Genomic DNA, 23,339 nt, shown 5'->3' with positions numbered 1-23,339 from the left:
TGGGCGTGTTATCCTTTAAATTGGTTTAAATCCAAGTCTTCGAACTGCGAGAGAAGTTCATCATCGGTGGCCAATTTCTTGCTCGACTTTTTACTCGCAGGCACAACAGGTTCACTCTCTTGCTCTGCGTCGTCGTCCATCTCGTCGTCTTCTTGGTAGAGACCAAGTTGCTTCATCAGCACTTCGATACGCTCTAGCTTCTCATCGACGTATTTCTGTAGACCGGCGCCTAAACTCTCACCGTTGTCGAGACGGTCAAGCAACACGTTCAACTGCGCGTCGTTTTCCAGCATCTCCAGCTCTTGCTCCGCATTGAGACGGCGCTGCGCTTTGGTCTGCTTTTTCGGCGCATCCACAATCAGCGGAATCTTCTTTTTGCTGCCCAAACGTGGGTCACGCGCGCCGCCCGAAGTGTGCTGCTTCGCTTGCTTGGCTTCTGAGTTACGGTTACCGGTCTTTAGACCTTTGCGTTTTTTGTCTTTCTTACGTAGACGTCCTTCAACATCAGACTCTGTACGATTACGAACGACAATCAGGTCACCATTGCCACCTGATCGGGCTTTTTTACTACGGCTCATTACTGGGGTTTCCTCAGTAAAATTACATCATTTCCAATAAATTCTAGCTCGAGCTGATCCCGCTCTGCCAAGTAGGCAAACGTCGCACGACTAAAGAAGATCACGTGGGTGGGATCATTCTTGTAGTGCCAGTTTGCAAACGCGTCGACATCGATGACCATCTTCGTCATCAACCCTATCCAGCCACCAGGCTTAACCAAATTTAACCATTGCTTCCACACGATGTCGGGCTGATACAAATGCTCGATCACTTCGGTGGAGGTGATGAAGTCGTATTGTCTCTCTAATACCGTCACATCAGGATAATAGTAAAGATCATACACACTCATCGTGTGTCCCTGCTCCTCCATCATCAATGACAATGTCGGGCCAGGGCCACAACCAAAATCTAACCCGTGAGAATGGGGCGCCACTCTGTGTAACATGGGGTCAGCCACGCGCGATAAAAAGCGCCGGTAACCGACATCGCTGGGCGAGTTCTCATGTTGATCATAGTGGGCTTTTTCTGTCGCCGCATCCAACCTTTGCAAAGCCGGTACAAACACCAACTGGCACTGCGCGCACTGTAAATAGTCACGACGTTTATCAGAAACATACGCGTGGGTATCCACACTGTGACAAAGGGGACAAGGTTCCATAATGACATCCTCAAACAGGGATGCGAAACATACCAGAAACTCGACCTAGAGTGGAGGGCTATTGTACAAATTCCCATCAATTGATGAAAATATTCTCTATGAGTGAAAGAAAAGAAATGGCGAATATGTCGCGATGTAGAAGAGATAAAAAAAGCGATAGGAGCCCTATCGCTTTCTAAATGCCTGACGGCGAAACTGTGTTGCATCGATATCAATGCATCAAATGTCCTTTTGTTTTTGGTGCTTTCCCTGCAAAAGGTGTTGTTTTTCACTGTCCGAGTGAATTTTGGCTTTCCGTTGGCGACGTCCCGTCACTGAGCTCATCCTGAGCCTGATCCCTTTCGCTGTCTAAACCATCAGACAAGTCGATCATCCATATCCAGCAGGCATCCTGCCTACCCTTTCCATATCAACTGCCGAGTTTCCGTTACTCGCATCCGTGGAGACCATCTTGGTCTGTCATCCTGATTCAGCGCCCTGCCGATGTGTTCACTCTACCCCAATGATTCGCTCAGACAATCCGGCTCAGACTTTTATTGCACTTTTTTTTCGCTCTTGTTTTCCACTCTTTATTTTTCATTAGGTTAGCGAATTGTCCGTCTGAATTACGTCATTCGATATAGCCAATGTCTCACAACATCGATAGCGAGATGGCGTATCGAGCAGAAAAACGGGGTGTGATCGAGCTCAAACGAAACAGCCCAAACCGATCGGCTTGGGCTGTTTCTCTACTGCGATGCTCGAACAGGCTGAGGTGATCAGTGCAGACCGCCTACGTATTTGGATAGGGTTTCGATATCATCATCCGTTAACTTTTTCGCAATATCACGCATCATGGCATTCATGTCATTGGCGCGTGTGCCGTCACGGAATTTTAGTAATTGGGATTTAATGTAATCGGCGTGCTGACCGGAGATCTTAGGGAATCCAGACAGTTCAGTACCGTTACCACGCGGGCCGTGACATGCGATACACGCCGTCAAACCGCGCTCTGCATCGCCAGCGGTGTAAAGGGTTTTGCCTTTCTCCACCACATTTTCAGGTGTGGTGTTGTGCGAAATAGGCAGAGAAGCGTAGTACGCCGCAAGATCTTGCATGTCCTGCTCTGACAATGGCATCGCCATGCCACTCATCACAGGGTCCATACGGCCTTGCTGGCCATTGCTGGTCATACCCAGTTTCAGGTCTTTTAGCTGCTTTTCGATATATTTAGCATGCTGACCTGCCAATTTCGGGTACATGGCGAGTTGACTGTTGCCATCAGCACCATGGCAGGCAACACACGTTTGAGATTTTGCTTTACCAGCTTCGATGCTGCCTTGGGCCCACACAGAGCAGCTGGCTAAAAGACTCAAGATTAGCGCTAATTTCTTCATGACATTCCATTATAATTATCAAGCTTCCAGTACCACTCTGCGTTGCCACTCATGGTACAATAGGCGACCTTATGCCGAGCACGGTTATTTTACACAATTTCACAAAAAAGTAATCAATCGACTACACAAAGTCGAGATGGAGTTAACAGTGAGCGTAAAAATTCATTATCAAAACACGCATTTCATCACCAGTGCACCTGATATTCGTCATATGCCAGAAGATGAAGGCATCGAAGTTGCGTTCGCAGGACGTTCCAATGCGGGCAAGTCCAGCTCGCTCAATCGACTGACCAACCAAAAGAGCTTGGCGAAGACGAGTAAAACACCTGGCCGTACTCAGCTAATTAACCTATTTAAGGTTGCAGACGGTTGTCACATTGTCGACTTGCCGGGCTATGGCTTTGCCCAAGTCCCACTTGAGATGAAGAAAAAGTGGCAGAAATCCCTTGGTGAATACCTGCAAAAGCGTCAATGCTTGAAAGGGTTAGTGGTACTGATGGATATTCGTCATCCGATGAAAGATCTCGACCAGCAGCTGATCTACTGGGCGGTCGATTGCGGCATTCCAGTACAAGTTTTGTTGACCAAAGCGGATAAACTGAAAAGTGGCGCGCGTAAAGCGGCCGTATTGAAGATCCGCGAAGCCGCCCTTGGCTTTGGTGGTGATGTCAGCGTCGCCGCCTTCTCCTCATTGAAAGGACTGGGCGTCGATGTGCTGCGCAATAAACTCGATGAGTGGTTTGCCCCAGCCTTTGCCGAGAGTGCGCTTGAGGTGCTCGCAGAAGAGGAAGCAACCTCCGCTGACGAGTCAGCCGACGAGCAACCGTCAGATCCAAACGCCTAAAGCGTTCATCCCACTCATATCCAATCACATATCCAATGAATAGGCTCTATCCATCGATAGGGCCTTTTTTCTGTCTCAATAGAAGCGCTGAACGTGAGGTGCGGTGAGTTAGCCAGCGAAACAATAAAAACGTTAACGCCAAAAACAAAAATCCCCACCATCCTGGCGGGGAAACGGGAGAGAAATAACTGGTAATAATTATTATGCGCCTAGCATAAGCCAAGCCCGCTAAAATGCAATCGCCCTACTGCTGAAGTCACAGCGCAAACAAAAAACCAATTATCCCATTAATTACAATCACTTATAAATATATATAACGAAAAATATGCACACCTACACACATGATTTCTGAGTCAAAATAACCAAAGTGTGATTGGTGTTTTCCTACATCTGATGAAAAGAAAACAAAACGAATGAAATCAGCTGACAGGCGATAAGCCAAGTGAATGGAATAGAGAATAAAGGCGTGTTTTTAGGCAGGATGTTGAATTATTGGGATTTTTCTTTCGCACAATAAAAAACGCCCCAGTCAAAAACTGACTGGGGCGGCTGAATCAGCCTAATCCAATAACGTGAAACAAAAGGTCTGAAAGATAGAACATCTTACCTCTGTACCCTACGCCTCTTAATGTACAACAATTGGTCAGAAAGTGAAACCTTTTTTGTAATTTTTTTTCATTAAAGTTTTATTAAGCAACATTTGATATAGCTATGCCGGATCTTATTTAGAGGCAAAAAAAAGTCAGCGTTTGTGCGCTGACTCAACTTATTTCACCAATTTAGTGCAAATTATGCTTAGTGTGCCTGATCCCAGTTGTCTCCATGCCCTACTTCGGCGATCAGAGGGACATCTAATTGTGCAGCCGATTCCATCAATTCTTGTACTTTACTTTCAATTTCGGCTAACGATGACTCTTCGACCTCAAACACCAGTTCATCATGCACTTGCATCAATAATTTCACTCGGCCTTGGCCTTCGTTTTGGATCCACTCATCGACAACCAGCATCGCTTTCTTGATGATGTCGGCGGCCGTGCCCTGCATTGGTGCATTGATCGCGGCACGCTCTGCTGCTTTTCGGCGCATACCGTTGCGTGATGTGATCTCAGGAAGGTGCAAGCGTCGACCAAACAAGGTTTCTACATAACCTAGCTCAGCCGCTGTGCTGCGCGTGTCTTCCATATACTGCATAACGCCTGGGTAGCGCTCGAAATAGGTATCCATGTATTGCTGCGCTTCACCACGAGGAATCCCTAGCTGCTTGGCCAAACCAAAGGCACTCATCCCATAGATCAGGCCAAAGTTGACGGCTTTCGCTCGGCGACGCTGCTCACTGGTCACTTGCTCGATATCGACGCCAATAATTTCAGCGGCGGTCGCAGCGTGGATGTCTTTACCTTGTTGGAAGGCATCAAGTAACGCTTTATCGCCTGACAAGTGCGCCATAATGCGCAGTTCAATTTGCGAGTAGTCGACCGCCATGATTTTGTACCCGTGCGGCGCGACGAACGCTTGGCGAATACGGCGTCCCTCTTCGTTACGAATCGGGATGTTTTGTAAGTTCGGATCGGTTGAGGACAAACGCCCTGTCGCCGTGACAGCTTGATGGTACGAGGTGTGTACTCGGCCCGTTTCAGGATTGATCATCTTAGGCAGCTTATCGGTGTAGGTCGATTTAAGCTTCGCCATACCGCGATACTCTAAGATTAGCTTCGGCAGTGGATAATCCAGCGCAAGCTCTTGCAGCACCTCTTCGTTGGTCGATGGTGTACCCGATGGTGTCTTCTTCACTACAGGTAGTCCCATTTTCTCAAACAGAATCGCTTGCAGCTGTTTAGGTGAGTTCATATTGAACTCTTGCTCTGCCACCTCGTAGGCTTTTTGTTCAAGCTCATCAAGACGCTTTGCGATCTCTTGAGATTGCGCAGCCAGCTTCATGTCATCAATCAAGACACCGGTGCGCTCAATCCGCGATAGGACAGGCACGAGCGGCATCTCTATGGTTTCATAGACCGACTTTAGCTTGTCGTCTTGCTCGATGTTTTCCATCAAGCGATGGTGCAGACGCAAGGTGACATCCGCATCTTCTGCGGCATAAGGCGCCGCTTGGTCCAATTCAATTTGGTTAAACGTCAGCTGCTTTTTGCCTTTACCCGCGATCTGCTCAAACGAGATGCAGCTGTGTTGCAAAAAGCGCAGCGCGAGGCTGTCCATGTCATGCTTACCGCCGACACTGTTGTAGACATAAGACGCCAACATGGTGTCATGTTTGATGCCTTTCATGTCGATGCCATAACGTGCCAGCACACTCGCATCGTATTTTAAGTTCTGGCCAACTTTGGCTTGCGATTCATCTTCGAGTAAAGGCTTGAGCTGTGCGAGTACCCAATCTCGGTCAAGCTGAGCCGGCGCATCAAGATAGTCATGCGCGACAGGCACATACGCCGCGACACCTTCTTCGGTCGCAAAAGAGACACCTACTAAATTCGCCACCATGTAATCGAGGCTGTCGGTTTCCGTATCGAACGCAAACACCTTGGCTTCGCGTAGAGCGTCTAGCCACTTAGCGAACTGCGCTTCATCCAAAATAGTTTCATACTGACTGCGATCGATGCTCGCTGCGGCGACATTGAGCTCCGGCGCTTTGGCTGACGAGCTGACTTCACATTGCCCGGATTTTTCGTTCGCTTCCACTACGCCCGTGCCGCCTTCGAGCAGCTCATTGAGCCAAGATTTAAACGCCAGCTCTCCATAGAGTTTGACCAGTTCATCCTTATTCGGCACAGACTTCACCAACGCGTCTAAACTCTCTTCGAGCTCAACGTCGAGCTTAATCGTCGCCAGCTCGTAGGAAAGGTAGGCATTGTCTTTGTTATCCAGCAGCTTTTTCGCCATGGTTTTCGAGCCACGGAAACCGAGCGCGGCAATGTCATCCAATTGTTGGTACAGCTTGTCTAAACCACCAATGCCTTGTAGCAAAGCTGTCGCGGTTTTGTCACCCACGCCAGGGACACCAGGAATGTTATCGACTTTATCGCCCATCAGTGCGAGGTAGTCGATAATCAGCTCAGGGCCAATTCCGAACTTCTCCACCACCCCTTCTCTGTCCATCACCACGTTAGTCATGGTGTTGATGAGGGTCACGTTGTCATCCACCAGCTGAGCCATGTCTTTATCACCGGTGCTGATCAACACCGGCATACCCGCTTGAGACGCTTGATGCGCCAGCGTACCGATCACGTCATCGGCTTCCACGCCCGGCACACAAATTAAAGGAAGCCCCATAGCACGAATCACATTGTGCAAAGGCTCGATTTGGCAACGCAGATCATCCGGCATAGGCGGACGATTGGCCTTGTACTCGGCGTACAGATCATCGCGAAACGTTTTGCCTTTCGCATCAAAGACCACCGCGATACGATCACTGGCAAATTGACGCATCATACTGCGCAGCATGTTCACCACACCATAAACGGCGTTGGTTGGGATCTCCCCGTTGCTCATCGTGCCTGGGTAAGCATGAAATGCGCGATAAAGGTAAGAAGAGCCATCAATTAAGATCAAAGGGTTGTCTGGGATACGAGCCATAGTTTGTTATCTGCCTGTCCAAATTTCTGCTTAGGATGCCATGACTCAAGCAGTGAATCCATGTTCTGTCGAGGAATCGCGATCACACAGCGTGTTGGTGATCGCCTCTTGTCTTGCTCACGCTGTGGATAAGTCTGTTTATACTATTTTCCACTACGATGTAAAATTTGACAAAATGATGCCAACCAAGATTTTAAACCATTGTAATACAATAAAAATAACCAAGATCGATCATGCAAAGATCGATCTTTTTGAGATCTTCAACTGTGGAAAAGACACCTGGTGTCCTTTTATTCACCTCAAATAGCAGGCATAAAAAAAGCGACATCGTGAGGATGTCGCCTAGCAGAAAAGGTCAAAGCATGTTCATGCGAATCACACTTTGCCGTAAAGCTATAAATTACACTGGAAGCAATGTGAGCAATGTCGTGTCAAAAGAAACGTGTGCAAGTTCGTTAGAGTCTGGCATCACCTTTTCCATATCGAATCCGGTTCTACCACGTCCTTGTGAACTTCTCTCATTCCCTAAGACGAGATAAACAATAACCATTCTCATTTATCCCGTCAATAGTTAAATGAGAAAAAATCTCATTTAATTTTTATGACCACTCACATCGTCTTTACAAAATGAATGCGCGACTCGATTAATGGTGCTTTTTCTTCAAAGTGTTCGATCAGATAGCCATTGCGCAATAGCAATCTCAGCATGGCTGGAAATTGGTTGCGAGATTTCACTTTCAAGCGCAGATAGCCCTGCTTCGCCACCCAGGCCTCTTGTACGTCGAGCAGCATTTGCGCCACGCCTTTATTGCGCGCTAACGGCGATACGCCGCCAAACCAGCTGTAGAATGTCTCAGCATCGAGCTCGTAGCCAATTTTGAAACCGAGCAACTGCTCCCCTTCTTGCGCCACTTGAATCAAGTAGCGGCGCCCTTTTAATCTCGCCGCCAAGCTCTCAACCGTTTCCTTTTGAGTAAATTCATTGATTTGGTTGACCACCTCCACACACTCTTCTAACGTGCCTTCACGATACTGCACACTCATTGCGATCTCTTCTCTGGGTTAGGTTAAAAAGAAAAAGGCCGGCATGCGCCGACCTCAGTATTGTCGCTTCGCTTACTCTTGCTTTAAAAACGTCGCCGCTTGCGCCTGCTCCTGCGCCAACCATTGCGCCACATCTTTGGCAAAGTAGGTCAAAATGCCATCGGCCCCCGCCCGTTTAAAGCACAGCAGGGATTCCATTACGGTGTCGCGCTCTTTAAGCCAGCCATTGGCAAACGCGGCTTTGTGCATCGCGTATTCACCGGAAACTTGATAAGCAAACGTCGGTACTTGCAGCTCAGATTTCACACGGCGAACCACATCCAGATACGGCATGCCCGGCTTCACCATCACCATATCGGCGCCTTCGTTGATGTCCATCACCACTTCATGAATGGCTTCATCACTGTTGGCCGGATCCATTTGGTAGTTCTTTTTGTTGCCGCCTTTAAGGTTACTCGCCGAGCCAACCGCATCGCGGAACGGGCCGTAGTAACAAGAGGCGTATTTCGCCGAATAGGCCATGATTTGGGTATTGATGTGACCCGCTTGCTCTAGCGCTTCACGAATCGCGCCAATGCGGCCATCCATCATGTCAGAAGGCGCGACCACATCCGCCCCTGCTTCGGCGTGCGATAGTGCCTGCTTGACCAATACCTTAGTGGTTTCATCATTGAGTACGTAACCTTCGTCATCGATGATGCCATCTTGACCGTGGGTGGTGAACGGGTCGAGCGCCACATCGGTGATCACCCCCATCTCTGGCACATGCTCTTTGAGCGAACGAACGGCACGCTGAACTAAGCCCTCTGGGTTGTACGCCTCTGCCGCACACAGGCTTTTGGCATCTTGGTTCACCACAGGGAACAGCGCAATGGCAGGAACACCAAGCTGCGCGAGGTATTGCGCCTCTTCCAACATTAAATCAATGGAAAGACGCTCAATACCCGGCATCGAATCGACAGTTTCTCGGCGATCTTTGCCCATCAGAATAAACATGGGATAAATCAGATCATTCACTGAGAGTTGATTTTCTGCCATGAGGCGACGACTGAAATCATGCTTACGCATACGACGCATGCGACGGCCAGGAAACTGACCTTGGATAGAAACTGACACTCGATTCTCCTTGTGTGGTGAAAGTGCTTGTGTCGCATCATATCACTCCCGCTCTCTTGCACCAGCCAACAAGGCGAAAAAATCACGCAAAATACGACCTAGGCAGATTGGCGCCATTTGCTGCATCTTCTACTCAGACAGGTATACTGGCTCCATTGACGTTTTATCCAGAGACACATCCCATGATCGACACCCATGCCCATATCTACGCCAGTGAGTTTGATGGCGATCGCGACGCCGTGGTGGCCCGCGCATTGGAACAAGGCATAGACCGTATCTTATTACCTAACATCGACCTTGAGTCTATTGGCCCTATGTTGGCCACGGAGCGTCAGTTTCCCGATGTGTGCCGCTCGATGATGGGGCTCCACCCTTGCTACGTCGATGGCAATGTTGAGCATACCCTTGCGCAAATTCATGCCTGGTTTAGTCAACATGCGTTTATCGCCGTAGGCGAAATTGGCATTGATCTCTATTGGGACAAAACCTATCGCGCCGAACAAGAACACGCGTTTGTCACGCAACTGCAATGGGCCAAAGCAATGGATCTACCAGTGGTGATTCACACGCGTGACTCCATTGAAGAGACCCTCACTCTGCTTGATAAAGAGCAAGACGGATCCCTCAGTGGGGTTTTTCACTGTTTTGGCGGCAGTCTCGAGGAAGCCAAGGCAATTAATGAGTTGGGCTTTCACCTTGGCCTTGGTGGCGTCTCCACCTTTAAAAATGGCGGGATGGATAACGTCATCCCACATTTGGATATGAGTAAAGTGATTCTGGAAACCGACTGCCCTTACCTCGCACCTGTGCCTCATCGCGGTAAGCGCAATGAGCCTGCCTACACCCATTTGGTTGCGCAGCGTGTCGCCAGCCTTCGCGATATCTCAGTCGAGGAAGTAGACGCGATTACTACCGACAATGCCAAGACCTTGTTTAGGCTATAGCGAGCAACGCGTGTTCCCCTCGAATCTTTAGTACCAAGAAATTGGACTCGATAAAAAAGGCTTGCCCATCGGCAAGCCTTTTCCATATCAGCGACTACTCGCTCTGTTCATCCTCTTTTCGCACATAAAAACGGGCGAAAAACAGGCCGACTTCAAACAACAAACACATGGGTATGGCGAGCAAGGTCTGAGAAATCATGTCTGGCGGTGTCAGCATCATCCCCACCACAAACGCGCCGACCACAATATACGGGCGCTTCTCGCTGAGGCTTTTAGGATTGGTTGCGCCCGTCCAACACAGCAAGATGATCGCCACGGGCACTTCAAAGGCGATACCAAAAGCCAGGAAGAGAGCTAACACGAAATCCAAATAGCTGGAAATATCCGTCGCAAACTCAACGCCACCGAGTGAAATCGCAGTAAAGAAGCCAAACACTAACGGGAACACGACAAAGTACGCAAACGCCACACCACAGTAAAACAGCAGTGAGCTGGAGAACATCAGCGGCATGATCAATCGACGTTCATGCTTGTAAAGACCCGGCGCCACAAACGCCCACACTTGGTACAAGATGAAAGGCACCGCAATAAAGATGGACGCAATCAGGGTGAGTTTGAGCGGAGTAAAAAACGGCGACGCCACATCGGTGGCGATCATCGTCGCCCCTTCAGGCAGGCGCTCCACCAAAGGCGCTGAGACAAATTCGTAAATGTCGTTGGCAAAGTAAATCAAACCAACAAACACCACCAATACCGCCACGAGTGCGCGCAGCAAGCGGTTTCTCAGTTCGAGAAGGTGGCTAATCAAAGGTTGTGTCTGCTCAACAGAAGACATGAAGACCTCAACTATTGGGAATCAAAAGGAGCAGCGATTGGCTGCCCCTCAATAATCAGAGTGGTGAACTACTCAGGCTTTTTATCTGTTGTTGCCGGGGCGACATGCAAAGACTCAGTGGCGTCGGCGGAAGGCGCTTGTGACGCTACCTCTTCAGAGGGCTCAGTCTTGGCAGGCTCGTCGCTTTTCTTGGCATAAGGGCGCTGCACGTCTTGCGCGGCTTGCTTTAACTGGTCAACGGAGGATTTCAACTCTGGCGAGAGATCTTCCATGCCCATCTGCTCAGCTTTACGCAAATTCTCTTGCAGCTCTTGCACCTTGAGCTCATGGGACAATTCGTCTTTGACGCTGTTTGCCATGTTCTTGGCTGCACCGACAAAACGAGTGACACTGCGAATCGCATGCGGCAATCGCTCAGGGCCGAGAACTACCAGCCCCACCACAGAGATCAATACCAGTTCCCAGAAACCGATATCAAACACGAGTTATGCCTGCTCTTTGTCTTTTTTAGTGTCAGCAGTGGCGTCTGTTTTCTGCTGTTGCTCGATGTTTTTTGGCTCAAAGTCGGCGTCTTTCTTTGCAGGCTCTTCGTCGTTCATCGCTTTCTTAAAGCCTTTTACCGCACTACCTAAATCGCCACCAATGCCACGCAGTTTCTTCGTACCAAATAGAAGTACCACAATCACAGCAATGATAAGCAGTTGCCAAATACTAATACCACCCATTCTTTTTACCTCGGGTCTAACTGTTGAATTCTTAAGTTTACCGCCTAACGACGGTAAGCTCGCCAACTAAGCAACCAAAATGTGACGCCACCTAAGGCGCTGACCATCGAGAGTTGCTCATACGGAGTGTTGACCAATATTGCCGAGCATACGACTAATGTTGCGCCAACACCAAACAAAAATTTCCCTGTCGCTTGCTGACGCTTCGACTGACGATACCCTTGATAGAGTTGATCGATACGCTGATTCATCATCTTGCCTTGGCGCAGGCTGTCGTAGAGAAGCTCTGGCAACTCTGGCAGCTTTTCCGCCCAAAACGGCGCGCGATCTTTCACCGCATTGATCACCGCTTTTGGTCCGACTTGGTTCATCATCCACTCTTCGAGGAACGGTTTGGCCGTCTCCCACAGATCCAACTGAGGGTAGAGTTGACGGCCCAGTCCTTCGACATACAGCAGCGTCTTTTGCAACAACACCAACTGAGGTTGCACTTCCATATGGAAGCGTCTTGCGGTGTTAAATAGGTTCAACAACACATGACCAAACGAGATTTCGCACAGTGGTTTGGCGAAAATCGGTTCACACACGATGCGAATGGCAAATTCAAACTCATCAATATTGGTTTCACGTGGAACCCATCCCGACTCGACATGCAATTCGGCGACGCGGCGATAGTCTCGATTGAAAAACGCCAGAAAGTTTTCCGCAAGATAGCGTTTGTCTTCGCTATTGAGTGTGCCAACAATGCCACAATCTAACCCGATCCAACGCGGATTCTCTGGGTGCTCACGTTCAACAAAGACGTTACCCGGATGCATGTCCGCATGGAAAAAACTGTCTCGGAAGACCTGAGTGAAAAACACGCTGACTCCACGCTCGGCCAGCAGCTTCATGTTGGTGCCATTGGCGACCAAGCCCTCGATGTCCGACACTTGGATGCCATATATTCGCTCAGAAACCATGACAGTTTTATTACTGAAATCAGTAAAGACTTCAGGCACGTACAGCGATTCACTGTTGTCGAAGTTACGTCTTAGTTGGATGGCATTCGCCGCTTCTCGACGCAAATCCAGCTCATCGAGCAGGGTTTTCTCGTACTCGCGCACCACCTCAACGGGTTTGAGGCGTCTTGCCTCTGGCAGCATCTTGGCGACAATGCGCGCCATGCGGTACATGAGTTTAAGATCGGCATCAATCACCGGTCGAATATCGGGCCGAATGACTTTTAACACCACTTCTTGTTGCGTCGACTTGAGTTTCGCCGTGTGCACCTGTGCAATCGATGCCGACGCCAGCGGCTCAATATCAAACTCGTCAAACCAGGTTTCGATTGGACCGCCCAATGCCTGTTCGATGGTCTGCTTAGCCAGTTGGCCGTCAAAGGGCGACACTTGATCTTGCAACAGGGCAAGCGGATCGGCGATATGAGGAGGAAACAGATCGCGCCGAGTAGACATCATCTGGCCAAACTTGATCCACACCGGTCCAAGTTCTTGCAGTGCGAGACGCAGTCGCTCGCCTAAGGTTTTGTCCGGATGCTGATTACGAATCCAAAACAGACCCTTTCGTGCCAATAACGGCGCTTTGGCGAGTTGATGATTGGGCGCCAGCTCATCCAATCCATATTCGAGCTGCACCTTGATGATGCGGTAGAGGCGTTTTAGCTCCGCTAACGTCATACTCGCTCCAGTAGTTGATTCAGTTTCGCTTCCACTCGCGCCGCTTGGCTCTTGATCTCATCCACTTGATCGCAGAAATGCGCCACTTCTAACGGCGGTGGCGCCAAACGCCATTCTTCAGTAACCACTTGCGCAAGGTAATCTTGCTGGTGACGAAGCTGAGTGCGGGCGAACTGGCCAATCTGCGTTGCGCCTTGCACTAAGGTGTGCGCCACAACATCTCCGGTAACACGCGAGATCCACTCTTCAATATCGGGTTTGCATTGGGTGATCAATTGCGAAAAGCTCTGCGCCAGTTGGATGTCGCCATCCAGCTCCAACTTATCCTGCTTGATGAGTTTGGTGATATTGGATTGATCTTTTAGCTCAGGCAATACCGACACATTTAAGGATAAGGTGCAATCGGGTGTGCCTTCGTAATGGGCTAACACATCGACTTGTTGACTGAAAACGAAGGTTAAGCGCTTATCGAACTCTTTGAGACGCACTTGAATGACCTGACCTTTCAGTCGCGCCAGTCGGCGCACCAGATCAGGATCATCTTGAATGAGAGTATTGAGTGACGTTTCGATGACCGCCGTCATCATAGGCTCAAAAGGCATGCTCGGCTCCTTTAGAACTTGTAGCCGCGGTGCAAGGCGACAATGCCGCCCGTTAGGTTGTAGTAACGCGTATTTTCAAAGCCCGCGTCGTCCATCATCCCTTTTAACGTCTCTTGGTCAGGGTGCATGCGAATGGATTCCGCCAAGTAGCGGTAGCTTTCTGCATCATTGGCCACCAGCTCACCCATTTTCGGCAACAAGTGGAACGAATATGCATCGTAGACTTTAGACAGTGGGTCAAAGACAGGTTTGGAAAACTCCAGCACCAACAGGCGACCGCCGGGTTTCAGTACGCGGTACATCGAACGCAGCGCTTTGTCTTTATCGGTTACGTTACGCAGACAGAAGCTGATCGTAATCGCGTCAAAGTAGTCATCGGGAAACGGCAGCTCTTCAGCGTTCGCTTGAACATAGTGCACATTGCCCACAATGCCGATATCACGCAGTTTGTCACGCCCGACATTGAGCATCGAGTTGTTGATGTCAGCGAGTACGACGTGGCCTTTGTCGCCGACAATACGAGAGAACTTCGCCGTCAAATCGCCTGTGCCACCCCCTAAGTCGAGGATACGTTGTCCAGGACGGGCACCGCTGCAATCGATGGTAAAGCGCTTCCACAATCGGTGAATGCCTCCCGACATCAGGTCATTCATAATGTCGTATTTGGCGGCCACTGAGTGAAACACTTCCGCTACCTTGGTGACTTTTTCCTCTTTCGCTACCGTGGTAAAACCGAAGTGGGTCGTTTCTGCGTCTTGCTGAGATTCTAGAGCTGTCGTCGATTGCACACTAATATCCGTCATTATGATTCCTCTTTTAACAGTGCTCTCTATTCAATACGGCCAAAGCACTGCGGGCGATTAGTTTACTTTATCCTCAGCCGGATGTCTTTCTAGTAAGTGGTCATTTTCACCGCTAAGCTGTGATTCTGGCAGCGTTTCTTGCTCCGCCAGTTCCACCAAATTCATCGAGATTGGTCGTTTGACCTCCACCCCTAATTGCTTAAAGCTCTCCGCTTGTCGAATCACGTTGCCGCGCCCAGTCACCAGTTTATTCATGGCACCTTGGTAGTTTTGATTGGCCTTATCTAAGGCGCCGCCGAGGCTCTCCATATCATCAACGAATAGGCGCAATTTGTCGTAGAGCTTACTGGCTCGCTGCGCGATGATTTTCGCGTTTTGGCTCTGTCTTTCGTTGCGCCACAAGTTATCGATGGTGCGCAGTGCCACCAGCAAAGTGGTCGGACTGACGAGAATGATATTGTGCTCCATCGCATCTTTGACCAAGCTAGGGTCCGAGGAAATCGCCACTTGGAATGCAGGCTCGACGGGGATAAACATCAACACATAATCCAAGCTCTGAATGCCTTTGAGTTGATGATAATCCTTGTGTGAAAGCCCTTTGATGTGGCTGCGAATGGCGAGTAAGTGCTCACCTAAGGCCTTGTCACGCTGCTGATCGGTCTCGGCATTGAAGTAGCGCTCATAGGCGACCAGCGCCATTTTGGCGTCAATCACCACCTGCTTATCATTGGGCAGATGCACAACCACATCTGGCTGATAACGCTTGCCCGCCTCATTTTGTAGATTCACTTGGGTGTGATACTCATGCCCTTCCCTTAGGCCCGACTCAGCCAATACTCTCGCCAGTACCACCTCACCCCAGTTGCCTTGCTGCTTGTTGTCACCTTTGAGCGCTTGGGTCAGGTTGAGCGCCTCCTTGGCCATCTGCTCGTTAAGGCGCTGCAAGTTCTTCAGCTCATGCACTAAGGTGTGGCGCTCTTTGGCTTCCACAGTAAAGCTGTCATTGACTTGCTTGCGAAACCCTTCCAACTGCTCTTTGAGCGGCGACAGTAAGGCATCCAAACTCTGTTTATTTTGCTGATCAACGCGCGCCGTTTTCTCATCAAACAGTTGACTGGCGAGGTGTTCAAACTGCTGTTTTAGCCGCTCTTCGGCTTTCTCGAGCAGGGCGAGTTTCTCTTGGTTGGCTTGGGTGATCTGTTCATGACGAGCCTCTTGCTCTCTCAAGGTCGCTTCGAGCTGCGCCTTTTCATCACGCATCAGTCCAAGTTCGTCGAGGTATTGCTGACGCTCTTGCTTAACGCTGTCGAAGTAACGCAGTTTCTCCAGCACCGCCATCAACTTGCCGTGAGACTGCTTGAGCTCAAATGCCGCTTTGTCCCGCGCCGCATCCAACGCTTCCAGCTCTTGCTCGGCCTCCGCTAAGGCGTTTTTTAACTGGGTGATTTCACTGTGTGAGAGTTGTTGCTGAGTATCAAGCTTGGCGCTGAGCAATTGCTGTTGCAAGCGCATTTTCTGGGAGACCCACCAACCGACGACGACGCCACTGGTGACGGCGCTGCCAGCCGCGGTGATAAGAAGAGAGGCGTTATCAAAAATCCATTGCATGAGCGGCGTACATTCATCAAATTCAAGTCATTTGATGGTATTTCACCACTGGATAAATGTCCAGTTTGTAGGGCAATTGGCCTACCGTTAGACTAGCGCATCACTTCACCGTTTTTTAGGCTTACTATGAATGAGCGCCGCGCGCTGGGCTTTGGTTTGTCTGCTGTTTTGCTCTGGTCGACAGTAGCCACCGCGTTTAAATTAACCTTAGCTGAGTTTACTCCAATCCAGATGTTGACGGTCGCCAGTATCGTCTCTGCCCTCGCCTTAACCCTCATCTGCGCCGTGCAAGGCAAGCTCAATACGCTGGTGACCACCTTGACCGCCAATCCGGGCTATTACCTATTACTGGGGATCATCAACCCGCTGGCGTATTACATCATTTTGTTTAAAGCCTACGATCTCCTGCCTGCCTCACAAGCGCAGGCGATTAACTACAGCTGGGCAATCACCCTCACCCTAATGGCGGCGGTATTTTTAGGTCAAGCCATCCGCAAGCAAGATTGGGTCGCGTGCTGTTTGAGCTACCTCGGCGTCATTGTTATCGCCACCAAAGGCAACGTATTGGCGCTCGATTTTGATAGCCCGCTAGGGGTTGGGCTGGCGTTGCTCTCAACGCTGCTGTGGGCAGGATATTGGATCTTAAACACCAAAAACAAAGCCGACCCTGTGGTCGGCGTGCTGCTCGGTTTTCTCGTCGCGATCCCTTTCGCTCTCGGGCTGACGTGGTGGGAAGGAGCTAGCTTTGCCGCCATTTCTCCTCAAGGTTGGCTGGCGGTCAGCTATGTCGGACTGTTTGAAATGGGCGTCACCTTCGTCTTGTGGCTCAGCGCCTTAAAATCCACTCATAATACCGCGAGAATCAGTAACCTCATCTTCGCCTCGCCGTTTATCTCTTTGATCTTACTGGCGACCATCATCGGAGAAGCCATTCACCCAAGCACTCTCATCGGCCTTGTGTTGATCATTGCCGGGCTCGTCATTCAACAGGTGAAGTGGAAAACACAACCGAAAGCGCATAAAGCTAATGATCGCTCAAAATAGTCGATACTTGGGTGAACCCAAGGAGAGAAGTGAAGTTCAAGGTCGCACAACCATGCGCGACCCGGAACTCATCAGATGACACTGGTTATTTATTCCGTTGCCAGCCAAATACTAACAAACCAATCAGAGCTAGCCATCCTAAAGCACCACCGCCACCACCACCTGTCGGTGGAGTATCGGGGTTTTCCCCACCGTCCTCACCGTCATCGTAATTACTGAATGTGGAACGGCTGTATTGTACTAGCGATGGGTGGCTCGCCTCTAAGTCGATTGTCAGCATGCTCACGCTACCATGTGTCACGGTAGATTCCGCGTACGTGTCACCATCGTTGAAAATGATGGTATCTCGCTCTACCTCCGCACCGTTCAAACGATAAACAACGTCCACCGTCACCTCACCATCGGCCCCGCCAGAGCGACTTAATGTCACGACACCATCGCACGTTGTTTTACACGAGTACTGATTGGCTGTGATTGACACCTTTCCAGAATTGCCAGACTTCGCCGCCACATAGGCGACTGTGGCTTCGGCTGTGCTGCCTAACTCTACCTGAAATGGAGTCTCTAGTTTCACTGTAAATGAACCGTTTTGTCTGAAAAGACCGGAGTCGTACTTATTGAAAACCACAGTTGATGACGCTTGGCCAATCGCAAAGATCGCGGTCTTCTCGAACTCAATATCATGACCCGCTGCTACATTTCCATCACCGTACACTCTGACGGTTACGTTCGCTTCATACGTCGTGTCAGTACGGTCTAGGTCGATAGAAAATGTCCCGTTACCTTCGGTCACCGATGCCGGTGTCGAACTGAATGATACTTCGCCATAGACGTCCATGTTTGAGTGACGCATGTTAGTAATCGTATTCCAAGTTGTAGTATCGCCCACCGCACTCGAATCACCACTATCCACAACACCTTGGTACGGCACAGCTCGAGGTGCTTTATGTTTCAAGGAGGTGCCGATCATGTAGTTCAGAGTTTCACTTGAGTCATTGCCGTACGAGGTTAATGTATCACCACAAGGTACGCCGTTATTCGTGACGTCAGGCGAGGAAAAGAACGGGGCTTGGCGTGTATTGTTCGCGCCACTCCACATAATGCTCTTTTCTCCATCGCATTGGTAAGCAAAGCCTAATGTGTCAGCATGATTGTTCTCTGGGCCACTTTCTCGCTCGTGCGACAGGCCGTTCGTATGACCGAGTTCATGCGCGACTAAGTCATCGGATGAACAGATGCTGTCATTGGGGTAAACGACGGTAGCAAAAACATTTGTGCTAGGTCGGGATTCTCCCCAACTATTGGCGGGTGCGTCGGTATACTCTGGCTCAGCTTTGTTTGGTCGCATCCAGAAGCCATAACCTACCCCACAGATAGAACCAATTGAACCACTTGGACGGTAGTAAGGTCGCACACTAATCACTCGGTCAATTGATAACTCAGTCCAATCACTTTCGATCTGCGACGATGTACGCCCCATAGGCGTTGTTGTGCCACCTCGAAGGTCGTCTACATCTAATCCCGACAAGATATTCTGATACACATCTGCTGTTAACTCTTCGGTTGAATAAGTAAAGTTGTCAGATGCATCAGGTTGGTTGTTCGGCGTTTCAACATAGCGGACGACAGCGATTTCTTGCTGAAAGTCAACACAGCTATTGCGGAGACCTTCATTTGAATAGTCAATCTGGTCTTGAATCCAGCTTCTAACGTCCTCTTTTGAGGCGTAGTTAAGCACATCATTAGTGACGTAAAAGCCTACGCGTTGAATCTGCGCGCTTGCCAAATTGGCGTAATCGACCGCGCAAGAAGGAAACAATATAGAAGAACTTGAATAGGTGGAATAAGAGGTGGGTGAAAGTGTTACTTCACTTTGGGGTGAATGCCCTAGCGATAGGGCATGAGCAGCATTCGGCACAATAAGAGCGCTCGCAAAAATGAGTTTGAACTGATTCATACAAAGACTCCATGTCGTAGTTGAACCAGTATATGACACTGAATTTTTTAACTAAATTAGTTTAGGTACAGCGTACGCGACCAATGCGATAATATTCAACTCATCTCACACTATGTGTATGTGTGCAGGTTTCATTTCACCTAGCATCGAACTATATTCTCTCTATCACAACAAGAGGAAGGCGGAACAATCGTTGGTCACTCAAACCCACTGCCCCGCTACATAACCGGAGCTCCAGCACCACTGGAAATTGTAGCCTCCTAGCCAGCCGGTGACGTCGACGACTTCACCGATAAAGTAGAGACCTTTGATCGCTTTGCACTCCATGGTTTTCGACGATAAGTGATCGGTATTGACGCCGCCTAGGGTGACCTCGGCGGTGCGGTAGCCTTCTGTTCCATTGGGGGCAATGCTCCAATGCTCAAGCGTGTTAGCCACGTCTTCCAGTGCCTTGCTGCTAAATTGCTTTAGCGGTTTGTCTTCGAGGGTTTTGCGCTCGATCAGCACTTCAACCAGTCGCTTGGGGAGCACTTTTGCTAAGGTGTTTTTCAAGGTTTGATTAGGGTGTTTTTCCAATGAACGCGTTAGCAAGGCTTGCACATCGACATCGGGCACCAGGTTTACTTCAACCGCTTCGCCTGGGGTCCAGTAGGAGGAGATTTGCAACACCGACGGGCCAGACAGACCACGGTGGGTAAAGAGCAGCGCCTCTTTGAATTTGGTGTTGTTTTTTGCGGTGATTTCAACCGGAATCGCAATCCCTGACAGCTCAGAAAAATCCTCTTTGTCTTCTTTATGCAGCGTAAACGGCACCAAGGCCGCACTGGTCGGAAGGACCTCAAGGCCGAACTGCTCTGCCACTTTGTAGCCAAAGGGGGTTGCGCCAAGCTTGGGCATCGACAAGCCGCCGGTGGCGATGACGAGGGATTCGCACTCAATCGCATGGCCATTGGTCGTCAGAGAAAAGCCATTGGCTTGCTGCTCGATGTTGTCAACGGCTTGCTGGTAGCGAAATTGGATACTCGGTTTATCGCACTCGGCGAGAAGCATTTTAACGATGTCTTTGGAGTCATAGTCACCAACACAAAACAGCTGACCATGATCGCGCTCTTCAAACTCGATGCCGTATTTGTAGATCATCGAGATAAAGTCCCAGTTGGTGTACTGTGCCAAGGCCGATTTAACAAAATGCGGGTTGCGTGACAGGTAGTGTTTGGCAGACACATCGTAGTTGGTAAAGTTGCAGCGGCCGCCCCCGGCGATGAGGATTTTTCGACCCGGTTTCTTGGCATGATCCAGCACTAACACGCGACGGCCCCGCTCTCCTGCTTGGGCGGCACACATCAGGCCCGCCGCACCGGCGCCAATCACTACTACATCAAACTTCTCTGCCATGGTGGTTACTAACTCTGTCATGATTCAATAAAAAAGGATGTGCACTGAGCACATCCTTCGCAATAGGTGGCTATTTTAACGGCTATTGCCTACCTTGCCAATTTAAAGGCGCCGATCATCAAAGAATAAACGCTGCCAGTAAGGTCACCGCGAGCAATGAGGTGGTGAGTATGAACAGCTCTCTGACGCGATCGCATTTGCCCGTGAACACTTCATCGTGATGATGGTGATACTCTTTGCTTTTGATGTAATGGAACAGGCGGACCTGCTTGGCCATATTGCCGTGCGTGGTAAAGAAACCGTTGCCGTCGACTTGCTGGTACAAAAGAGGATGCGCCTCGCGCATGATGTATATCAGAGAACGCAGTGCAGTGAGGTAACGGGCCATGTTCACCGCCGTTACAAGCATCAACGTGAATAGAATGGTGTCTGCATTGATCATCTTTTCCTCCCTACATCTTCATAGGTTACCGAAGAAAAGACGATCCCATCAGAGCATCTTTCGCTGACAATTATTCAGCGGCGGTATCCATAATAGAAGATGAACCTTCTTTTGCTAAAGCAGCTAGGTCTTTGTCGATGAAGAACAGCGCCTTACCATCTTCACCAACCAGTTCTAGCTTGTCTAAAATCCCTTTAAACAACTTCTCTTCTTCGTGCTGCTCTGCAACGTACCACTGCAAGAAGTTGAATGTTGAGTAATCTTGAGAAGTAAACGCAACGTGAGCCAATTTGTTGATTTTTTGCGTAATCATTTGCTCATGTTCATAGGTCTCGCGAAAGACTTCACCTAGGCTCTCAAATTCATGTTTTGGTGCATCAATGGCACCTAGAATCGGCATTGCCCCCGTTTCACTCACATACGTGAATAAACGCTGCATGTGCTCCATCTCTTCAACGGCGTGTTTGCGTAAAAATTCGGCCGCGCCTTCAAAGCCTTTGTCCTCGCACCAAGCACTCATTTGTAAGTATAGATTGGATGAAAAGAATTCGAGATTAATTTGCTCATTCAATTGCTCGACCATCGCTTGTGACAGCATTTCGCACTCCTACTAAGTCTATGAACTTAAACTGACTATATCATGCTAGCCACCATAACACTTTGTATGGTGAATGTGGATATGAGATCACCTTGGCAAAAAATTGACCAGCGAGGTGCTAATCTAACTTTAGGCGAGCGAAATAAGAGGATTCGGTATGAGCTATCAACACATTCTAGTGGCCATCGACCTGTCTGAAGACAGCAAACTGCTGGTCGACAAAGCGGTCTCCTTGGCCAAGCCGCTCGACGCGGCGGTCTCATTCATCCACATTGATGTCAACTACGCCGAGTTGTATACCGGCCTCATCGACATCAACCTGGCGGAGACCCAACATCAAGCTATTGAGGCATCGCAAAAGCAATTGCAAAACCTTGCGAACCACGCCAACTTCCCCATTAAACATACCCTAGTGGGCAGTGGCGACTTAGGTAATGAGCTGTGCGATACCATTCAAGAGTTCAACGTCGATCTTGTGGTGTGTGGCCACCATCAAGACTTTTGGAGCAAACTGCTCTCCTCGACCCGTCAGTTGATCAATTGCTCACCGGTCGACATGTTGGTTGTACCACTAAAAGACTGATTCAACGGATGAATTGAGATAAAATAATCAGATAGTTTTTGATAATGAGTCTTAATCATGTTTTATCTCTCTTCGGTCACCGTGCTGTGGGCGTTCTCCTTCAGCTTGATTGGTGTCTATTTGGCAGGCCAAGTCGACGCGTGGTTTTCGGTTTTAATGCGCGTCGCCTTAGCAAGCTTGGTTTTCCTGCCTTTCCTGAAATTTAAAGGGGTTGAGAAATCCCTGATTGCCAAATTGATGGTCGTTGGCGGCTTTCAACTTGGCTTGATGTACTGTTTTTACTATCAATCCTTCCTGCTTCTTTCTGTGCCAGAAGTCTTGCTGTTCACAGTGTTCACACCGATTTACGTGACGTTAATCTACGATCTGCTCAAAGGTCACTTTTCACCTTGGTATTTGGTCACCGCGGCGATCGCAGTGGCTGGCGCTGCCTTTATCAAGTTTGCCGGGGTCAATGAGCATTTCTTGCTTGGCTTTATGGTGGTGCAAGGAGCCAATCTCTGCTTTGCTATTGGCCAAGTGGGCTACAAATACTTGATGGAAAAGCAGCAAGTCGCCCTGCCACAGCATACGGTCTTTGGTTACTTTTATTTGGGCGCGCTGGCTGTGGCACTCATCGCGTTTGCGCTGATGGGCAACAGTGAGAAATTGCCGAGTATGGCAACACAATGGGGCGTTCTGACCTACTTAGGCTTGATTGCGTCTGGGTTGGGCTATTTCGCGTGGAATAAAGGCGCGACCATGGTGAATGCTGGTGCGCTGGCGGTGATGAATAATGCGTTGGTCCCCGCTGGGCTTATCGTCAATATCGTGATCTGGAATCGCGATGTCGACCTGACGAGACTGAGCATTGGCGGCGCTATTATTGTCCTTTCACTTTGGGTCAACGAAACCTGGGTGAAAAAGCGTGTCGCCAACGCCGCGTAAATCCAAAGTCTAG

Annotated in this window: 23 protein-coding genes; 5 read left to right on the top strand and 18 right to left on the bottom strand. The window is 49.5% G+C overall.

Features of this window, described 5'->3' with window-relative positions:
- Nucleotides 1-8: 8 nt before the first annotated feature.
- The 3 genes from yihI to AC6R10_RS03540 form a co-directional block, all read right to left on the bottom strand.
- On the bottom strand, nucleotides 9-578 hold the full coding sequence (gene yihI / locus AC6R10_RS03550) for a Der GTPase-activating protein YihI (protein ID WP_487902701.1): 570 nt from the start codon (nucleotides 576-578) through the stop codon (nucleotides 9-11).
- Nucleotides 578-1,216, bottom strand: coding sequence for a class I SAM-dependent methyltransferase (locus AC6R10_RS03545; protein WP_487902702.1), 639 nt, complete (start codon nucleotides 1,214-1,216; stop codon nucleotides 578-580). The genes yihI and AC6R10_RS03545 overlap by 1 nt, the downstream gene beginning before the upstream one ends.
- A gap of 758 nt (nucleotides 1,217-1,974) precedes the next feature.
- A complete protein-coding gene (locus AC6R10_RS03540) occupies nucleotides 1,975-2,592 on the bottom strand; it encodes a c-type cytochrome (RefSeq protein WP_334555445.1) in 618 nt (205 codons plus the stop codon).
- 148 nt (nucleotides 2,593-2,740) lie between these two features.
- On the opposite strand from AC6R10_RS03540, the gene yihA reads away from it, so the two are divergent.
- Nucleotides 2,741-3,436: a ribosome biogenesis GTP-binding protein YihA/YsxC gene (gene yihA / locus AC6R10_RS03535; RefSeq protein WP_500632508.1), complete on the top strand. Its 696-nt coding sequence runs from the start codon at nucleotides 2,741-2,743 to the stop codon at nucleotides 3,434-3,436.
- 554 nt (nucleotides 3,437-3,990) lie between these two features.
- Here yihA and spfP read toward each other — a convergent pair.
- From spfP to hemB, 4 genes are all read right to left on the bottom strand, one after another.
- Nucleotides 3,991-4,038 (bottom strand): small protein SpfP, encoded by a 48-nt coding sequence (gene spfP / locus AC6R10_RS03530; RefSeq protein WP_438356636.1) that lies wholly within the window; start codon nucleotides 4,036-4,038, stop codon nucleotides 3,991-3,993.
- A gap of 193 nt (nucleotides 4,039-4,231) precedes the next feature.
- On the bottom strand, nucleotides 4,232-7,024 hold the full coding sequence (gene polA, locus AC6R10_RS03525; protein WP_500671470.1) for a DNA polymerase I: 2,793 nt from the start codon (nucleotides 7,022-7,024) through the stop codon (nucleotides 4,232-4,234).
- A 609-nt stretch (nucleotides 7,025-7,633) separates the two neighbouring features.
- A complete protein-coding gene (locus AC6R10_RS03520) occupies nucleotides 7,634-8,068 on the bottom strand; it encodes a GNAT family N-acetyltransferase (protein WP_500671469.1) in 435 nt (144 codons plus the stop codon).
- A 72-nt stretch (nucleotides 8,069-8,140) separates the two neighbouring features.
- Nucleotides 8,141-9,184, bottom strand: a complete 1,044-nt coding sequence (hemB, locus tag AC6R10_RS03515; RefSeq protein ID WP_500671468.1) for a porphobilinogen synthase — start codon at nucleotides 9,182-9,184, stop codon at nucleotides 8,141-8,143.
- 182 nt (nucleotides 9,185-9,366) lie between these two features.
- Here hemB and AC6R10_RS03510 point away from each other — a divergent pair, with 182 nt between their 5' ends.
- Nucleotides 9,367-10,128 (top strand): TatD family hydrolase, encoded by a 762-nt coding sequence (locus tag AC6R10_RS03510; protein WP_500671467.1) that lies wholly within the window; start codon nucleotides 9,367-9,369, stop codon nucleotides 10,126-10,128.
- A 94-nt stretch (nucleotides 10,129-10,222) separates the two neighbouring features.
- On the opposite strand, the gene tatC is transcribed toward AC6R10_RS03510, so the two are convergent.
- The 7 genes from tatC to rmuC form a co-directional block, all read right to left on the bottom strand.
- A complete protein-coding gene (gene tatC, locus AC6R10_RS03505; protein ID WP_487902706.1) occupies nucleotides 10,223-10,963 on the bottom strand; it encodes a twin-arginine translocase subunit TatC in 741 nt (246 codons plus the stop codon).
- 68 nt (nucleotides 10,964-11,031) lie between these two features.
- Nucleotides 11,032-11,445, bottom strand: coding sequence for a Sec-independent protein translocase protein TatB (gene tatB / locus AC6R10_RS03500; protein WP_500671466.1), 414 nt, complete (start codon nucleotides 11,443-11,445; stop codon nucleotides 11,032-11,034).
- Between the two features lie 3 nt (nucleotides 11,446-11,448).
- Entirely contained in the window at nucleotides 11,449-11,688 is a 240-nt protein-coding gene (tatA, locus tag AC6R10_RS03495) for a Sec-independent protein translocase subunit TatA (protein WP_334555437.1), read from the bottom strand.
- A gap of 44 nt (nucleotides 11,689-11,732) precedes the next feature.
- Nucleotides 11,733-13,367, bottom strand: coding sequence for a ubiquinone biosynthesis regulatory protein kinase UbiB (gene ubiB / locus AC6R10_RS03490; RefSeq protein WP_334555436.1), 1,635 nt, complete (start codon nucleotides 13,365-13,367; stop codon nucleotides 11,733-11,735).
- The gene (locus tag AC6R10_RS03485; protein WP_500671465.1) at nucleotides 13,364-13,969 is read right to left on the bottom strand and encodes a ubiquinone biosynthesis accessory factor UbiJ; all 606 of its coding nucleotides are present in this window, start codon (nucleotides 13,967-13,969) and stop codon (nucleotides 13,364-13,366) included. The genes ubiB and AC6R10_RS03485 overlap by 4 nt, the downstream gene beginning before the upstream one ends.
- 11 nt (nucleotides 13,970-13,980) lie before the next feature.
- Entirely contained in the window at nucleotides 13,981-14,772 is a 792-nt protein-coding gene (gene ubiE, locus AC6R10_RS03480) for a bifunctional demethylmenaquinone methyltransferase/2-methoxy-6-polyprenyl-1,4-benzoquinol methylase UbiE (protein WP_334555434.1), read from the bottom strand.
- A gap of 57 nt (nucleotides 14,773-14,829) precedes the next feature.
- The gene (rmuC, locus tag AC6R10_RS03475) at nucleotides 14,830-16,380 is read right to left on the bottom strand and encodes a DNA recombination protein RmuC (RefSeq protein ID WP_500671464.1); all 1,551 of its coding nucleotides are present in this window, start codon (nucleotides 16,378-16,380) and stop codon (nucleotides 14,830-14,832) included.
- Between the two features lie 126 nt (nucleotides 16,381-16,506).
- Between rmuC and AC6R10_RS03470 the strand changes: the two genes are divergently transcribed.
- The gene (locus AC6R10_RS03470; RefSeq protein WP_500671463.1) at nucleotides 16,507-17,424 is read left to right on the top strand and encodes a DMT family transporter; all 918 of its coding nucleotides are present in this window, start codon (nucleotides 16,507-16,509) and stop codon (nucleotides 17,422-17,424) included.
- Between the two features lie 85 nt (nucleotides 17,425-17,509).
- On the opposite strand, the gene AC6R10_RS03465 is transcribed toward AC6R10_RS03470, so the two are convergent.
- The 4 genes from AC6R10_RS03465 to ftnA all read right to left on the bottom strand — a co-directional run bounded on the left by AC6R10_RS03465 (nucleotide 17,510) and on the right by ftnA (nucleotide 21,816).
- On the bottom strand, nucleotides 17,510-19,381 hold the full coding sequence (locus AC6R10_RS03465) for a reprolysin-like metallopeptidase (protein WP_500671462.1): 1,872 nt from the start codon (nucleotides 19,379-19,381) through the stop codon (nucleotides 17,510-17,512).
- A gap of 201 nt (nucleotides 19,382-19,582) precedes the next feature.
- Nucleotides 19,583-20,776 carry a BaiN/RdsA family NAD(P)/FAD-dependent oxidoreductase gene (locus tag AC6R10_RS03460; protein WP_500671489.1) on the bottom strand — a complete coding sequence of 398 codons (1,194 nt, stop codon included), beginning with the start codon at nucleotides 20,774-20,776 and terminating at the stop codon, nucleotides 19,583-19,585.
- A gap of 118 nt (nucleotides 20,777-20,894) precedes the next feature.
- The gene (gene uspB / locus AC6R10_RS03455) at nucleotides 20,895-21,218 is read right to left on the bottom strand and encodes a universal stress protein UspB (RefSeq protein ID WP_334555431.1); all 324 of its coding nucleotides are present in this window, start codon (nucleotides 21,216-21,218) and stop codon (nucleotides 20,895-20,897) included.
- 70 nt (nucleotides 21,219-21,288) lie between these two features.
- The gene (ftnA, locus tag AC6R10_RS03450; RefSeq protein ID WP_334555430.1) at nucleotides 21,289-21,816 is read right to left on the bottom strand and encodes a non-heme ferritin; all 528 of its coding nucleotides are present in this window, start codon (nucleotides 21,814-21,816) and stop codon (nucleotides 21,289-21,291) included.
- Nucleotides 21,817-21,973: 157 nt separating this feature from the next.
- Here ftnA and uspA point away from each other — a divergent pair, with 157 nt between their 5' ends.
- Both uspA and AC6R10_RS03440 read left to right on the top strand, forming a co-directional pair.
- The gene (gene uspA, locus AC6R10_RS03445) at nucleotides 21,974-22,399 is read left to right on the top strand and encodes a universal stress protein UspA (RefSeq protein WP_500671461.1); all 426 of its coding nucleotides are present in this window, start codon (nucleotides 21,974-21,976) and stop codon (nucleotides 22,397-22,399) included.
- 57 nt (nucleotides 22,400-22,456) lie between these two features.
- Nucleotides 22,457-23,326, top strand: a complete 870-nt coding sequence (locus AC6R10_RS03440) for a carboxylate/amino acid/amine transporter (protein ID WP_500671460.1) — start codon at nucleotides 22,457-22,459, stop codon at nucleotides 23,324-23,326.
- Nucleotides 23,327-23,339: the final 13 nt, after the last annotated feature.

This window comes from Vibrio sp. R12-SG2-ISO1, from assembly GCF_059834045.1.
Note: the sequence above shows the minus strand (reverse complement) of the source record. Positions and strands in the feature narration are given on the sequence as shown.